Below are 14,461 nucleotides of genomic sequence, written 5' to 3'. Positions count from 1 at the left end.
TTTTAATTGACTTTTTTGTTCTGAGGATTCTGGGTCCAATTAGAGGTTAAGCAGCAATCTGATGATTGTTGTTTTTTTAAATAGAGAAACAAATTAGATTTTGATATAATGGTCCTATGCTAAAAATGTACTCTTTTTTCTTTGGAATCTTGCAAAAAATCATGTTCATTATGGGCTTGCATTGGTTTTTTACTGCTATTATTCATCTAGGGACAATTTCTAGTCTTGCTTTGATTGGAGCAGTCATACTAGTATTTCTAGCTTATCGTTATCTAGAAAATTTAAAAAAATGCTACCACTACATGATGAGACACAAAGTTGCTATTATGATAGCAGTGATTGTATTTCAGTTGGCAATGCTTTTGTCTGCTCAGTTGCTGATTCGGCGAGATGCAGCAGTTGTTTTCAATGGTGCTTTCAAGTACTCAAAAGAGACTTCTATTTCCAGTTATTTGACACGCAATCCTAATAACTTGTTTCTCTTTTTGTATGAGCGCTTTTTTTATAATATCTTTGGAAGCTCAGCTTTATGGATTTTGCAGGGATTAAATATATTTTATGCCGATATAACGGCACTCATTTTGTACAAGGGAATGAAAAAATATGTGAGTGAGTCTGCTGCTGATGTGACATTTAGTTTGTATGTCTTGCTAGTTGGCTTTTCACCTTATTTTTATTCGATGTACACGGATATATGGCCTCTTCCGCTCATTGCTTTACAAATATTCTTACTTTTTGATTTATTTGGGCTTCGATGGCAGGATAAGAGGGTACTCTTCATAAAGACAATCGGATTAGGTTTGATAAGTGGTCTTGCAGTGCTGATACGACCAACTGTGTTGATTGTTATTATGGCAGGTTTTATTTTGCTGTTGTTCAAAAAGGAATGGAAGAAATTTATCCTAATCTTTTTCACCTTTCTCCTATCGTTTGGCGTAACTTCTATCGGCGGAAACTATCTGAAAGCGACGCAAACAGAAGTGACATTGATACAAGAGAAAGGATTGTCTAAAAGTCCTCTGCTCTTTATTGACTTAGGGTTGACTTTTATTGGACACGATCAAGAAGACATGAAAGAGGGCTTGCTTCAATACATTGATGTGGATCAGAGAGAACAGTATAATAATGGAATGTTTAAGCAAGAAAATGTAAAAAAAGAAATCAAACGACGCTTAAAAGAATATTCGTTTTTGGGATTTCTCAATCATCTTTACTATAAGCATTCATTAACTGTTTCAGAAGGAACTTTAGGTTGGTTATATCGAGATGTGGAATATGAAAAAACGCCTTATATCTCCCCTCTTTATCCTTATACAAAAAAGAATCTTGTGGCACAGTTTATCAGAACTTATTTTTTGAGTGTGGATAAGAGTGAGTATCGCTATTATGAGATTGTGAAGCAAGTTGTTTGGATTGTGATGAGTGTAGGGATTATTTTTGCCTTATGGAAATATCATGCAGATGATAAATTGAATGGTATCAGTCTTGCAGTTTTTGGAGGTTTGTTGTTTTTGCTAATTTTTGAAGGTGGAAAGACGCGGTATTTGATACAATTTTTACCCCAAATCATCATGTTATCTGCATTAGGTTTGACTGAATATTTACCGGATTGGTTAAAAAGCAAGAAAGGAGAAAAGATAGAATGAGAAAATCATTTTATACTTGGTTGATGACAGAGCGCAATCCCAAAAGTACAGAGCCGAAGGCAATACTAGCTGATTTAGTTTTTCATGAATCAACTTTTCCTAAGCATACGGATGATTTTGATGAAATTAGCCGCTATTTAGAAGAACATGCTGATTTTTCCTTTAATCTTAGTGATTTTGATGCAATCTGGGAAGAATATCAAGCACATTAGTTCGGGAAAAAGATAGAATTTTCCGAGTTACTTTGCTATAATAAAGTAAATAATGTGAAGAAAGAGGTTCTTTGTTTGCAAGAACATTCAGTAGAAATCATCCTACAGCATCCAGATGATACATTTCATCTTTTTGGTTCTAATGAACGTCATTTGCGTTTAATGGAACAGGAGTTGCGGGTGACGATTCATGCGCGGACAGAAATTGTCCAGATTATTGGTGAGGAGATGGCCTGTGAAGAAGCCCGTCAGATTATTCAGGCTCTGCTAGTCTTAGTTAACCGTGGAATGACGATTGGAACGCCAGATGTAGTGACAGCTATTACAATGGTCAAAAATGGTGAAATTGATAAGTTTGTGGCTCTATATGAAGAAGAGATTATTAAAGATTCTTATGGTAAACCCATTCGAGTTAAGACTTTAGGGCAGAAAATTTATGTTGATAGTATTAAGAACCATGATGTTGTCTTTGGGATTGGACCAGCAGGAACAGGTAAGACTTTTCTTGCTGTGACTTTGGCTGTGACAGCTCTGAAGCGAGGGCAGGTTAAACGGATTATATTGACTCGTCCGGCGGTTGAAGCTGGTGAGAGTCTAGGATTTTTACCAGGGGATCTAAAAGAAAAAGTAGACCCTTATCTACGACCAGTTTACGATGCATTGTATCAGATTTTAGGCAAGGATCAAACAACGCGCCTTATGGAGCGAGAAATCATAGAGATAGCCCCCTTGGCTTACATGCGTGGACGAACATTAGATGACGCTTTTGTCATCTTAGATGAAGCGCAAAATACGACTATTATGCAGATGAAGATGTTTCTGACACGACTTGGTTTTAATTCTAAGATGATTGTCAATGGGGACATTAGCCAGATTGACTTGCCGAAGAATAGTAAATCAGGTCTCATTGATGCGACAGAGAAATTGAAACATATCAAGCAGATTGATTTTGTTTATTTATCTGCAAAAGATGTTGTCCGCCATCCTGTAGTAGCGGAAATTATCAAGGCTTATGAACATTCTACTGAAGTGACACATAGTCATTTTTCTAAAGAAGAACATTCAAGTTTGGCTAGTTCCGAAATCGTTGGCGACCCAATCAAGGAGAAGGAATTAGAAGATGATGAAGGAAAAGCTCTTGGCTAATCTGGACAAGTTTCACACGACTGATCTTGGGAAAGTCCGTCTGCAAAAGCATCTGCTTTTGAGAGAGGAAAATCCAGTTTTATGGGCTAAGGGTTTTATCCAAAGGTCTGAGACAAAGATTAGTCATAAAGGAAAGAACTTCTATGTGTCTGATAATCATATTGTGTTGACTATCAATGCATCGTCTTATACCATCATTACAGGACACAAAGAGTAGGGATTTTAAAAGATGATTGAACAATTATCTAGGCATTATAGCTGTAGGATACTAGCAGAAAAGGATATTCCAAGTATTTTATCTTTATATGAAAGCAATCCTCTGTATTTTCAGCATTGTCCACCAGCTCCAAATTTGGAAAGTGTAAAAGAAGACATGGCTCGTCTGCCTGAAGGCAAGGCTAAGGTTGATAAATTTTATGTTGGCTTTTGGGATAGCTCTAACCTTGTAGCTGTTATGGATTTTGTCTATGCCTATCCTGATGAGGAGACAGTTTTTATTGGTCTATTTATGGTTGATCGGATCTATCAAGGGAAAGGTATTGGCAGCCAGATTGTGACAGAAGCGCTAACCTATTTTGCTAAAAACTTTCGAAAAGCACGTTTGGCTTATGTCAAGGGGAATCCGCAATCTCAGCATTTTTGGAAAAAGCAGGGCTTCAAACCAATTGGAAGTGAGGTCAAACAAGAACTCTATACGGTTGTTATCGTTGAACAGAGCTTAAGAGGTTAGAAATGGCATCAAGTAAAAACTATTTGGAATTTGTTTTGGAGCAATTATCAGGATTAGATGATGTGACTTACCGTTCTATGATGGGAGAGTATATTCTTTACTTCCGTGGTAAGATTATTGGTGGTATTTATGATAATCGCTTTTTAGTTAAGCCAGTTCAAGCAGTCTTAGATAAGATTGCCCAACCCTCGTATGAGTTTCCATACGAAGGCGCCAAAGAAATGATTTTAGTGGAAGACCTTGAAAATAAGGTGTTTCTAGAAGATTTAATTTTAGCCATGTATGATCAATTGCCGCTACCTAAACCTAAAAAGAAAAAATAAATGGAATGAAGCAAAGAGGTGGATTTGAAACCTCTTTTCTTATAGTTATACGACTTAAAATGATAAGTAAAAAAGAGTCTGGGACAATAGCGTCTCAGACTCAAATTATTTTTATAATAAATGAGCAGTGTAGTAGGTGATTGTTCAAAAAAACTGCTTAAAAGGTGGTGTATAGGACCTGCGAAGCAAGTTGGCATATCCTTTTATTTTCAAAACTTATACTAAATCAGCGATATCAGTGTAGTCACGATTGAGCCCTTCTGCAACTGGTCGGCTAGTGAGATAACCTTTATAAGTAGTCACTCCTTGTTGTAGCCCCCAATCATCTGTAATAGCTTGTTCAAACCCTTTGTCCGCCAAAGCTTCAATGTAAGGAAGTGTTACATTTGTCAAAGCAAGAGTTGATGTGCGAGCAACAGCACCAGGTATGTTGGCAACGGCATAGTGAAGTACACCATGTTTTTCATAGACAGGTTCATCGTGAGTAGTTACACGATCAGCAGTTGCAACAACCCCACCTTGGTCAACGGCTACGTCAACGATGACAGAACCAGGTCGCATTTTACTGACCATTTCATCAGTAACAAGCTTGGGAGCTTTGGCACCAGGGATTAACACCGCTCCAATCACTACATCGGCCTCTTTGACACTTTCAGCAATATTGAAAGAATTAGACATAAGGGTCTGAATTTGATGACCAAAAAGATTTTCTAGTTCGGATAGGCGTTTAGCGCTGATATCTAGAATAGTGACTTGAGACCCTAAGCCGAGAGCGATTCGAGCGGCATGGGTTCCGACCACACCACCTCCGATGATAGTGACTTTTCCTTTTGGAACACCTGGAACACCACCCAGTAATACACCAGAACCACCTTCTTGTTTGGTTAGAAAGTGAGCACCAATCTGTACAGCCATACGTCCTGCCACTTCACTCATAGGCACAAGTAAGGGGAGATTCCCCTCTTGGTCACGAACGGTTTCGTAAGCAATTCCTATTGTCTTGCTAATCGTCATAGCATCAGCTAATTCAGGCGCAGTAGCCATATGCAGATAAGTGAAAAGCAAGAGATCATCACGTAAGAAGCTATATTCAGTAACTAAGGGTTCTTTTACTTTGACAACTAGATCAGCTGCCCAAGCTTCCGCTGCAGTTGCAACAATTGTCGCTCCCTGTGCCTTATAGTCAGCGTCTATAAATCCAGAACCAAGCCCAGCTTTAGTTTCAACTAAAACCTGATGACCTTTTTGGACGATACTGTGAACACCAGCTGGCGTTAAAGCAACACGATTTTCATTGTTTTTAATTTCTTTTGGGATACCAATTAACATAGACTTCCTCCTTTTTTGGGATGTTTTTATTGTATATGAAAACGCTTTAAAAATCAAGATAAAATCAGAAAACATTGATTTCGGTGAATATTTATGTTATGCTATGAGGCAAAATAGGAGATTCGTGCAAAATGGAAAGTATTTATCTAAAGCTAGCTGAAAATCGAATTTTGGAAACAGAACGCTTGCTCTTGCGACCTGTGACATTAGATGATGCTGAAGATATGTTTGAATATTCCTCTGATGAAGAAAATACTCGCTATACTTTTTTACCTAACAAAGACTTGGAAGAAACTAAAAATGTTATTGCGCGTTTGTTTATGGGGCGGGCACTTGGAAATTGGGGAATTGAACTGAAGGAAAGGGATAAACTGATTGGCAGCATTGACCTGCACAAGCTGGATCCGGTCCTTAAAAAGGCAGCCATTGGTTATGTCATCAATAAAAAATATTGGAATCAAGGCTTAGCAACGGAAGCATTAAAAGCCATACTTCAAATGGCTTTTGAAAGTTTGGATATGAATATGTTGGTTGCTCTCCATGATGTAGAAAATCCAGCTTCAGGACGGGTTATGGAAAAGGCTGGTATGAAGTTTTCCCATATTGACCCATGCGCAGCACTCGATGAGCACGAGGAAGGCCGAATTTCTCAGAGAGTTTATTATCGTTTGACAAAGAAAGATTATTTTGAAAAATACTGATGTGAATGTGAGATTTATAGGAAATTTTAATGGTGACTAGGTTCTTTTCTGGAACCTTCTAGCAAAATTTTTTTCTTTTAATGAAAACATTTTTCAAATCTATTGACAAGTACCTCTCTGCATGATATAGTAGATAGGGACTGCTGATTTAGCTCAGTTGGCAGAGCGCATCCATGGTAAGGATGAGGTCGCCGGTTCGATCCCGGCAATTAGCATGAAGAACAGGAAAAAGCCCAATTTTAATGGGCTTTTTTGCATTATAAAAGCAGAAATCAATATTGTTATTATTTTCACATTCTAATAGAATAATCAAGAAACATCAATGATTTCTTTGTTGAAAGAGTATTTTAAAGCTAATCATATCAACGCTTTTAATTTGTATCTTAATCCTATGATGTTGCAGCAATACAATCAATACTGGATGCGACGATATTAAGACATCAAATTCACCAGCTATTATAGGTGATGGTATTCTCTTAGGTCAAAGCGTTGGTACAGACCTAGTCGGTTTGGACTTCTATCAAATAATGCTGGTATCTGACCCGATTACAGGCGCCTCCGGCTAACTTCATCATGGTCAATACTTAAGGAAAACGTTTTGTAGATGAGTACGGTAGTCGGGATAAATGAGTTCAGGCAGCAATTGACAATGGTGGTTTTTTCTATCTGATTGTAGACGATAATATGAAAGAAACAGCTAGTCAAGAAAAGATTGATGCACAGGTAGCACATGGAATGATTTACCGATCAGATAGTTTGAAAGAGTTGGCTTAACAGCGACAAATGGAGCCACAGGTCTTTACCAAGACGATCACAGCTTATAATATTTATGTTGATGCAGGCTATGATCCTGAATTTGAAAAGTCACCATTTTATGCCACTCCTTGAAAACCAGTCGTTCACCATACTATGAGCGGTCTTAAGATTGATACGAAAACGTATGTTATCAATAAGCAAGGACAAGTTATCCGAAGTTTCTACGCAGCTTGAAAGTAGCTGGCGGATTGCATGTTGGAAACCGTTTGGGTGGTAATTTCCTTACTGATATTTTTACTTTTGGACGTATTGCAGCCGAAATTGCTATTACAAAGAATTGTTAATCTTGATTTTAAGGCAGAAAATTCATTCAGTTTTGGGAGAATTTTTTGTAAATATTCTTGACAAGCATTTCTTTTAATGTTAAAGTATTAACTAATTAAAAGTAGAAAGGAGAATGTATCATGAATAATGTAAAACAAAACAGTACTCAGGTATATCATACGACAGAACTCCTTTCTAGCACAGCATTGTAATTTATTTTTGATGAAAAAATAAATAAAAACAAGTAAGCTCAGGACAGGTTTATTCTGTCTTGAGCTTTTTTGTGTGTTTAGGAAAGGATTAGGATGATTAAAAGTTTATTTGGATATATAAAAGAGCATAAATGGTTATATTTGTCCATTGCTCTGGTTTTACTATTGTATGATTTTACAATGTTGATTCCAACACAGGTAATTCAGCGTTTAGTAGATCATCTTTCGCATCATAGTTTGACACAGCAGAATTTAATTAGAGATGTTAGTTTGTTGGCTCTGGTGACGATTTGTAACTATCTTTCAGCTTACTATTGGCATTTAAAGATATTTCAATCGTCCATTGATTATAAATTTCTCATTCAAAGAAGAGCTTTTGAAAAATTGGTAGCTATGAGAATGCCTTTCTACGAAAAATTTCGTTCTGGTGATATTCTAACGCGTTTTTCAACAGATGTTGAAGGAATGATGGAGATGGCTGGTTATGGAATTGTAATTCTCTTATATGCTGGAGGTATGATTGTCTTTGTCATTCCGACCATGTTTTTTATATCATGGGAAATTAGCTTACTGGCTATGATTCCGCTTATGACATTGATGATCTGGATTTATTTTCTTGGTAAAAAACAAGATAAACTAGTCGAAAATAATCGTGAAGCAGTGGCATCTTTGAATGATGAGGTGCTGGAAACAATAGAGGGAGTCCGAGTTGCGCGTGCTTATAGCAAGAAGACAACTCAGAAAGAACAGTTCCAATTGCGCACAAAAGCTTTATCTAAGGTTGGTGATCAAATTGCCAGCATTCAATATCTTTACGCGCCTCTCTCCTCTGTCTTTATCGCTTTATCAACGATTATTGTGCTTCTTATTGGGGCTATTTTTATAAAAATGGGACAGTTAACAATTGGGCAAGTGATCGCTCTTCAATTGTATATGATTAGCCTTATTGAACCTTTTTGGATGTTGTCGGACTTTATCTTGGTCTATCAAACAGGGAAAACGTCTTTTAAAAAGGTCACAGAATTGATTGAAACGACAGATGATATGAAAATGAGTGGCAAAGAGGAGTTAAAACATCTTATCTCTATTCGTTTTCAGAATTATCATTTCACTTATCCACAAACAAAAAGACCTAGCTTGCGTAACATAGCTTGGCAAATTGAAGCAGGAAAGACGTATGGTATTGTTGGAAAAACAGGATCTGGTAAAACAACCTTAGTTCGTCAGCTTCTTCAGCAATATCCTGTTGGACGAGGTACATTTCAGATAAATGGAAAATCCGTCAGTCACTATTCACGTCCATCGATTGAAGCAATGATTGGCTATGTCCCTCAGGAGCATATTTTGTTCTCAAAATCTGTCAAAGACAATATTGCCTTTGGTAAGAGAAATGCGACATTAAACGATATTGAGAAAGCTATTAAAACAGCAGCATTTTCAGAAGATTTAAAACGAATGCCAGACGGACTGGAAACTCTTATTGGTGAGAGAGGAGTGTCAATATCTGGCGGTCAAAAACAAAGAATTTCTTTAGCACGTGCCTTTATTAGACAACCAGAAGTCCTCATTTTGGATGATTCTTTGTCAGCAGTTGACGCTCAAACAGAGCGTCGAATTATCAAAAATCTTCAGGATATGCGAGCTAATCAGACAACGATCATTGTGACACACCGTTTGTCAGCTATCCAGCAGGCAGACTGGGTTCTTGTCTTAGAAGATGGACAAATTGTTGAAGAAGGGACACCGAACCAGTTGCTAAATAAAGGAGGCTGGTATGCCGAACAATATCAGCGGCAGCAACATCAGAAAGGAGGGAGCAAATGAGTATCATTAGTCGTTTATTAAAAGAACTAAGAGTTGTTCGAACTGCATTCTTTTTTGCGGTTGGAATTGCTGTTTTAGCAACGGTGACTAGCCAACTATCTCCTCTCTGTTTGAGAAATATGATAGACGGACCGCTTACACAGATTGGAAGCGGAAAAGATCGTCAGGTTCAGCTTTTGCAATTAGCTGGATTATACATAATTGTTGTAGTTTTGGGGAGCATACTGACTTACTTAGGTGATCGCCTTTTAGCGCATTGTGGAAACAAAGTAGCAGAACATCTGAGGAATGAAGCTTATCAGGTTATGCAAAATTTGCCGATTTCTTACTTTGATGATAAACCGGCAGGTAAGATTGCAACCAGAATTGTAAATGATACGGAAACCTTACGAAGACAATTTTATGCTAGTTTGGTTAGTGTTTTGATTCAAGTTCTTCGGATTGTTTTTACCTACGCTCTATTGTTTTACCTTAGTCCGCTTGCTGCCTCGGTACTTTTGCTATTGCTTCCTGCTTTTTATGGGATACAAGTATTTTATAAAAAACTAACAGACAAGCCGATGAAAGACTTTTATGATTCACGGAGTGATATCAATAATCAAGTGAATGAATTGATGCATGGAGCCAGCTTGATACAGTTATATCATCAGGAAAAAACAGTTCTTTCAGAATTTAATGCAACTGCTCGAAAAATGAGCCAAGCTGATAAACAAATTGTATGGGTAAGTGCTCTGTCTTCTTGGCCATTAACGGAATTTTTAAAAAATACAGTGCTTGCTGTCATTTTGACGATAGTTGGCCAGCAATTTTTAGGCGGTCGCAATGTCATTACCGCTGGTGTACTGTTTATCTATCTCAATTATATTATCAATTTATTTGAGATGATGGGTTTTCTGGTTCGGCTTTTCCCAAATGTACAACGATCATTGGAAACAGGAAAACGAGTTTTAGAATTGTTAGATCAACCTCAGGAAGAGGATGTGAAATCACAGTTGGCAGTTGTTAAAGGACAAGTTACATTTGAACATGTGAGCTTTGCATATGAGAAAGGCAAGACAGTTCTGCACAATATTAGTTTTAAAGCAAAGAAAGGAGAGACGGTTGCTTTGGTAGGACATACCGGCTCTGGAAAATCTTCTATCATGAACCTACTTTATCGTTTCTACGATCCTAAAAAAGGGAAAATCTATGTTGATCAACAAGATATTCAACAATATTCTCGTGAAAGTCTTCGTAGTCACATGGGGATTGTTTTGCAAGATCCTTATCTATTCACAGGAACACTAGCAACTAATGTAGCTATGAGCCATTCAGGCATCAATCGTGAAAAAGTTTTGGAATCTTTAGAAAAAGTCGGTGCAGGGGACTTGCTGGCTCGTTGTAAAGAAGGAATTGATGAGCCTGTAAAGGATAAAGGGGCAGCATTTTCAAGCGGTGAACGTCAACTGATTTCATTTGCTCGAGCTCTCTATGCTAATCCTCAAATTTTAATATTGGATGAAGCAACTTCTCATATTGATACAGAAACTGAAGAACTGATTCAAAAAGCAATGGCTGTTGTAAAGGAAGGGAGAACAACTTTTATCATTGCTCATCGTTTATCAACCATTCAAGAGGCAGATCAAATCCTGGTTATTTCTGAAGGAAAGATTGCAGAGCGAGGGCAACACGACACATTGGTAAAACAAAATGGGATTTATGCTCAAATGAGCCGTCTCCAGCAACAAGTATAAGTTTTGAAAGAAAAAATGTGCAATAAAGAGCAGAACTAAATAGTAAATGATTTATAAATCAGCCATCCCTAATTGAAATATGGTATAATGAAAATGATACTAATAAAGTGGGTGCATGATGTACATTGAAATCATAGATGAAACAAATCAAGTTTCGGAAAAAATGATAAAGCAAACGCAGGAAATTTTGCAGTTTGCTGCGAAGAAGATTGGGAAAGAAAATAAGGAAATGGCTGTAACGTTTGTCACAAATGAGCGTAGTCATGAGCTGAATTTAGAATATCGAGATACGGACCGTCCGACAGATGTTATTAGTTTGGAGTACAAGCCTGAGCTGGACATTGCCATTGATGAGGAGGACTTATTAAAAAATCCTGAGCTGGCGGAAATGTTAGAGGATTTTGATGCTTATATCGGAGAACTATTTATTTCCATAGATAAGGCGCGCGAGCAAGCAGAAGAGTATGGTCACAGTTTTGAGCGAGAAATGGGCTTTCTTGCAGTGCATGGTTTTTTGCATATCAATGGATACGATCACTATACGCCAGAAGAAGAGGCGGAAATGTTTGGTTTACAGGAAGAAATTTTGACTGCTTATGGACTTACAAGACAATAAAAAAAACAAGCGCAAATGGAAGAATCGGGATGTCATTTCGAGTTTAGAATTTGCTCTGACAGGGATTTTTACGGCAATCAAAGAAGAACGTAATATGCGTAATCATGCCGTTTCAGCAGTTGTGGTGGTGCTTGCAGGCTTCCTTTTTCAGGTATCTGCGATAGAATGGCTTTTCCTTTTTTTGAGCATTTTTTTGGTTATCGCTTTTGAGATTATGAATTCGGCTATTGAAAATGTGGTGGATTTAGCTAGTGATTATCACTTCTCCATACGAGCTAAAAATGCCAAGGATATGGCAGCTGGTGCAGTTTTAGTAGTTTCTGGATTTGCAGTTGTGACAGGTTTGGTTATTTTCATTCCTAAAATTTGGAATTTGATTTTTTAAAGATTTGGAAATCGGGGGAGACTGCCGATTTTCTGTTATTTAGTGAAATAGAGGTGAAATAATGACTTTTAAATCTGGTTTTGTAGCCATTTTAGGACGTCCTAATGTTGGGAAGTCAACTTTTCTGAATTATGTCATGGGACAAAAGATTGCTATTATGAGTGATAAGGCTCAGACAACTCGTAACAAGATTATGGGGATTTATACGACAGACACGGAGCAAATTGTCTTTATTGATACGCCGGGAATTCATAAGCCTAAGACAGCACTCGGTGATTTTATGGTAGAATCTGCTTATTCAACGTTACGGGAGGTAGAGACAGTCCTGTTTATGGTTCCTGCTGATGAAAAGCGTGGTAGGGGTGATGATATGATTATGGAGCGTCTCAAAGCAGCAAAAATTCCTGTCATTCTCGTTATCAATAAAATTGACAAAGTGCACCCAGACCAGTTGCTGGAGCAGATTGATGATTTTCGGACACAAATGGAATTTAAGGAAATTGTGCCCATTTCTGCCCTGCAAGGCAATAATGTCCCTCGTCTGATGGAATTGCTGAAAGAAAACTTGGAAGAAGGCTTTCAATACTTTCCAGAGGATCAAATTACCGATCACCCGGAACGCTTTTTGGTTTCTGAGATGATTCGAGAGAAAATTTTGAAATTAACGGAGCAAGAAGTACCGCATTCAGTGGCTGTAGTTATTGAATCTATGAAACGTGATGAGGAGACGGACAAGGTACATATTCGTGCTACCATCATGGTGGAGCGTGATAGTCAAAAGGGGATTATCATTGGCAAGCAAGGGGCTCTGCTCAAGAAAATTGGTAAAATGGCACGCCGTGACATTGAAATCATGCTAGGCGACAAAGTCTATCTCGAAACTTGGGTTAAAGTCAAGAAAAACTGGCGGGACAAGAAATTGGATTTGGCAGATTTTGGCTATAATGAGAAGGAGTATTGAGGACGACTTTTAGGGACAGAGAATCTAACGTAGGAGAGGGAGAAGAAAATGGTTTATTCAATTGGGATTACCAGTTTAGATAAGGAAATAAAGGACGGCTTGCTTTGTAATCGTTATAAAGAGGATGAAGTAAGGTCTATCTACCATCAGTACTTAGAATTGAAAGAGCAACGATATAAGGGATTCAAGACAGCTGGCATGACATTAGTAGTTGTTCTTGTCCTAATGCCGTTGCTGGCGATATTTAGTGGTAGAGCAAATTTAATTTTCCTCATAGTACAATTATTCTTGGTGCCAATATTCGCTTTATTGTGTCTTGGTCTGGCTTATTATTTAATGTTTGGGATGTTTAGCCAGCAATTGAGGAAAGCTATGAAAATCCATTATGGTCATATTATAGAAGAAATGGATCATCAGAAATAGACAAAGCAATCAGAAAATAGAGTTGGTAGACTTTGAGTGGAAAGAGAAGGAGTATTAAACATGACTCAAGATTACATTTCCTATATCCGATCAAAAGTTGGGCATGACAAGGTTATTCTGACTTTTGCTGGGGGCATTTTGACAGATAAGGATGGACTCGTACTTTTGCAATTACGCGGCGATAAGAAAACATGGGCAATTCCTGGTGGTACAATGGAGCTTGGCGAATCCACGCTTGATACGGCTAAGCGTGAGTTTTTTGAAGAAACGGGAATTAAAGTACAAGCAACACGTTTTCTCAATGTTTATAGCAATTTTGAGGAAGTCTATCCTAATGGTGACAAGGTGCAGACGGTTGTCTTCATCTATGAGCTGGCGGCTGTTTCACCAGTAAATATTTCTGATTTTCACAATGAAGAAACCTTGCGCCTGCGTTTCTTTTCTAAGGAAGAAATTGAGAAGCTGGATTCTGTAAGTGATAAACACCGTTTGATGTTAGCGGAATATTTTGCAGACAGCTTTGCTCTGGGGCATTGAATAAAGAATAATGATGAGATAAGATTTTATGAAACATATCGGAACACAAAGATTGTTAACAGAACGGTTGCTGCTTCGCCCTTTTGTAGCTAAAGATTACCTTGCCATGTATCGTAACTGAGCCTCTGAACCAGACAATCTTCGTCATGTAACTTGGTCTACTCATGAGAATACTGACGTTATCAAACAATCAGTGGCTCAGTGGGTTTAACAATATCAGGATCTGGATTTTTATAAATGGGCGATTTGTCTGAAAGAAAATTCTGACGAAGTGATTGGCGATATTAGTGTGGTGGACATAGATGAAGATATTAATGCTTGCGAAGTTGGTTATGTCCTGAGTAAAAGATATTGGGGACGAGGTTTGATGACTGAGGCACTCCAAGAGGAGCTTTCTTATCTTTTGAAAGAAGCAGACTTTAATCGTGTCACAGCAGACTTTGTTACTGACAATCCTGCTTCAGGACGTGTTATGGCCAAGGCTGGAATGATATACGAGGTAATCTTTCGTAAAGCAGTATTTCATAAAGGGAAGATCAAGGATTTTTCCTCTTATGGAATTTTAAAATCAGATTTGCAGTGATAATAGATGTATTTTAGTGT

Annotated in this window: 15 protein-coding genes, 1 tRNA gene and 2 pseudogenes; 17 read left to right on the top strand and 1 reads right to left on the bottom strand. The window is 37.8% G+C overall.

From position 1 onward, the window contains the following. The first annotated feature begins 116 nt into the window (after positions 1-116). From HMPREF1514_RS02980 to HMPREF1514_RS02955, 6 genes are all read left to right on the top strand, one after another. A complete protein-coding gene (locus HMPREF1514_RS02980; protein WP_037597112.1) occupies positions 117-1,646 on the top strand; it encodes a glycosyltransferase family 39 protein in 1,530 nt (509 codons plus the stop codon). Beyond that, positions 1,643-1,858 (top strand): YozE family protein, encoded by a 216-nt coding sequence (locus HMPREF1514_RS02975; RefSeq protein ID WP_020997751.1) that lies wholly within the window; start codon positions 1,643-1,645, stop codon positions 1,856-1,858. Before HMPREF1514_RS02980 ends, HMPREF1514_RS02975 begins: the two co-directional genes overlap by 4 nt. A gap of 75 nt (positions 1,859-1,933) precedes the next feature. After that, the gene (locus HMPREF1514_RS02970) at positions 1,934-3,004 is read left to right on the top strand and encodes a PhoH family protein (RefSeq protein WP_037597109.1); all 1,071 of its coding nucleotides are present in this window, start codon (positions 1,934-1,936) and stop codon (positions 3,002-3,004) included. Further along, complete coding sequence (locus tag HMPREF1514_RS02965) at positions 2,979-3,221, top strand: DUF3781 domain-containing protein (RefSeq protein WP_232216468.1); 243 nt, start codon at positions 2,979-2,981, stop codon at positions 3,219-3,221. Before HMPREF1514_RS02970 ends, HMPREF1514_RS02965 begins: the two co-directional genes overlap by 26 nt. A gap of 12 nt (positions 3,222-3,233) precedes the next feature. After that, complete coding sequence (locus HMPREF1514_RS02960; protein ID WP_037597107.1) at positions 3,234-3,734, top strand: GNAT family N-acetyltransferase; 501 nt, start codon at positions 3,234-3,236, stop codon at positions 3,732-3,734. A 2-nt stretch (positions 3,735-3,736) separates the two neighbouring features. Continuing rightward, positions 3,737-4,057 carry a TfoX/Sxy family protein gene (locus HMPREF1514_RS02955; RefSeq protein ID WP_003069408.1) on the top strand — a complete coding sequence of 107 codons (321 nt, stop codon included), beginning with the start codon at positions 3,737-3,739 and terminating at the stop codon, positions 4,055-4,057. A 216-nt stretch (positions 4,058-4,273) separates the two neighbouring features. Here the strand turns inward: HMPREF1514_RS02955 and ald are convergent, their stop codons facing one another. Continuing rightward, a complete protein-coding gene (gene ald, locus HMPREF1514_RS02950; protein ID WP_037597105.1) occupies positions 4,274-5,386 on the bottom strand; it encodes an alanine dehydrogenase in 1,113 nt (370 codons plus the stop codon). Between the two features lie 131 nt (positions 5,387-5,517). Between ald and HMPREF1514_RS02945 the strand changes: the two genes are divergently transcribed. From HMPREF1514_RS02945 to HMPREF1514_RS02900, 11 genes and pseudogenes are all read left to right on the top strand, one after another. Then, entirely contained in the window at positions 5,518-6,087 is a 570-nt protein-coding gene (locus HMPREF1514_RS02945) for a GNAT family N-acetyltransferase (protein WP_037597103.1), read from the top strand. Between the two features lie 142 nt (positions 6,088-6,229). Further along, positions 6,230-6,302 (top strand) — tRNA-Thr (locus HMPREF1514_RS02940). A gap of 170 nt (positions 6,303-6,472) precedes the next feature. Then, positions 6,473-7,187: pseudogene (locus HMPREF1514_RS09555) on the top strand (FAD-binding protein); the annotation flags it as partial. 285 nt (positions 7,188-7,472) lie between these two features. After that, on the top strand, positions 7,473-9,203 hold the full coding sequence (locus HMPREF1514_RS02935) for an ABC transporter ATP-binding protein (RefSeq protein WP_037597101.1): 1,731 nt from the start codon (positions 7,473-7,475) through the stop codon (positions 9,201-9,203). Continuing rightward, a complete protein-coding gene (locus HMPREF1514_RS02930) occupies positions 9,200-10,936 on the top strand; it encodes an ABC transporter ATP-binding protein (RefSeq protein WP_037597099.1) in 1,737 nt (578 codons plus the stop codon). Before HMPREF1514_RS02935 ends, HMPREF1514_RS02930 begins: the two co-directional genes overlap by 4 nt. Positions 10,937-11,054: 118 nt before the next feature. Further along, positions 11,055-11,552, top strand: a complete 498-nt coding sequence (gene ybeY, locus HMPREF1514_RS02925) for an rRNA maturation RNase YbeY (RefSeq protein WP_003069388.1) — start codon at positions 11,055-11,057, stop codon at positions 11,550-11,552. Further along, complete coding sequence (locus HMPREF1514_RS02920) at positions 11,533-11,937, top strand: diacylglycerol kinase family protein (RefSeq protein WP_006269472.1); 405 nt, start codon at positions 11,533-11,535, stop codon at positions 11,935-11,937. The genes ybeY and HMPREF1514_RS02920 overlap by 20 nt, the downstream gene beginning before the upstream one ends. Positions 11,938-11,998: 61 nt before the next feature. Further along, positions 11,999-12,898, top strand: a complete 900-nt coding sequence (gene era, locus HMPREF1514_RS02915; protein WP_037597096.1) for a GTPase Era — start codon at positions 11,999-12,001, stop codon at positions 12,896-12,898. A 48-nt stretch (positions 12,899-12,946) separates the two neighbouring features. Further along, positions 12,947-13,321, top strand: a complete 375-nt coding sequence (locus HMPREF1514_RS02910; protein ID WP_037597094.1) for a ComEC/Rec2 family competence protein — start codon at positions 12,947-12,949, stop codon at positions 13,319-13,321. A gap of 60 nt (positions 13,322-13,381) precedes the next feature. Continuing rightward, the gene (locus HMPREF1514_RS02905) at positions 13,382-13,858 is read left to right on the top strand and encodes an NUDIX hydrolase (RefSeq protein WP_037597092.1); all 477 of its coding nucleotides are present in this window, start codon (positions 13,382-13,384) and stop codon (positions 13,856-13,858) included. Positions 13,859-13,886: 28 nt separating this feature from the next. Next, positions 13,887-14,441: pseudogene (locus HMPREF1514_RS02900) on the top strand (GNAT family N-acetyltransferase). Positions 14,442-14,461: the final 20 nt, after the last annotated feature.

Origin of the sequence: Streptococcus sp. AS20 (assembly GCF_000524255.1) — a bacterium.
In the GTDB taxonomy this organism is placed as follows: domain Bacteria; phylum Bacillota; class Bacilli; order Lactobacillales; family Streptococcaceae; genus Streptococcus; species Streptococcus constellatus.
This window is presented reverse-complemented; position numbering and strand designations above follow the sequence as displayed.

Bases quoted from the DNA above. Each gene is read 5' to 3' on its own strand.
- HMPREF1514_RS02980 (WP_037597112.1), top strand. From the start codon at position 117: ATGCTAAAAATGTACTCTTTTTTCTTTGGAATCTTGCAAAAAATCATG.
- HMPREF1514_RS02975 (WP_020997751.1), top strand. From the start codon at position 1,643: ATGAGAAAATCATTTTATACTTGGTTGATGACAGAGCGCAATCCCAAA.
- HMPREF1514_RS02965 (WP_232216468.1), top strand. From the start codon at position 2,979: ATGATGAAGGAAAAGCTCTTGGCTAATCTGGACAAGTTTCACACGACT.
- HMPREF1514_RS02960 (WP_037597107.1), top strand. From the start codon at position 3,234: ATGATTGAACAATTATCTAGGCATTATAGCTGTAGGATACTAGCAGAA.
- HMPREF1514_RS02955 (WP_003069408.1), top strand. From the start codon at position 3,737: ATGGCATCAAGTAAAAACTATTTGGAATTTGTTTTGGAGCAATTATCA.
- ald (WP_037597105.1), bottom strand. From the start codon at position 5,386: ATGTTAATTGGTATCCCAAAAGAAATTAAAAACAATGAAAATCGTGTT.
- HMPREF1514_RS02945 (WP_037597103.1), top strand. From the start codon at position 5,518: ATGGAAAGTATTTATCTAAAGCTAGCTGAAAATCGAATTTTGGAAACA.
- HMPREF1514_RS02935 (WP_037597101.1), top strand. From the start codon at position 7,473: ATGATTAAAAGTTTATTTGGATATATAAAAGAGCATAAATGGTTATAT.
- HMPREF1514_RS02930 (WP_037597099.1), top strand. From the start codon at position 9,200: ATGAGTATCATTAGTCGTTTATTAAAAGAACTAAGAGTTGTTCGAACT.
- ybeY (WP_003069388.1), top strand. From the start codon at position 11,055: ATGTACATTGAAATCATAGATGAAACAAATCAAGTTTCGGAAAAAATG.
- HMPREF1514_RS02920 (WP_006269472.1), top strand. From the start codon at position 11,533: ATGGACTTACAAGACAATAAAAAAAACAAGCGCAAATGGAAGAATCGG.
- era (WP_037597096.1), top strand. From the start codon at position 11,999: ATGACTTTTAAATCTGGTTTTGTAGCCATTTTAGGACGTCCTAATGTT.
- HMPREF1514_RS02910 (WP_037597094.1), top strand. From the start codon at position 12,947: ATGGTTTATTCAATTGGGATTACCAGTTTAGATAAGGAAATAAAGGAC.
- HMPREF1514_RS02905 (WP_037597092.1), top strand. From the start codon at position 13,382: ATGACTCAAGATTACATTTCCTATATCCGATCAAAAGTTGGGCATGAC.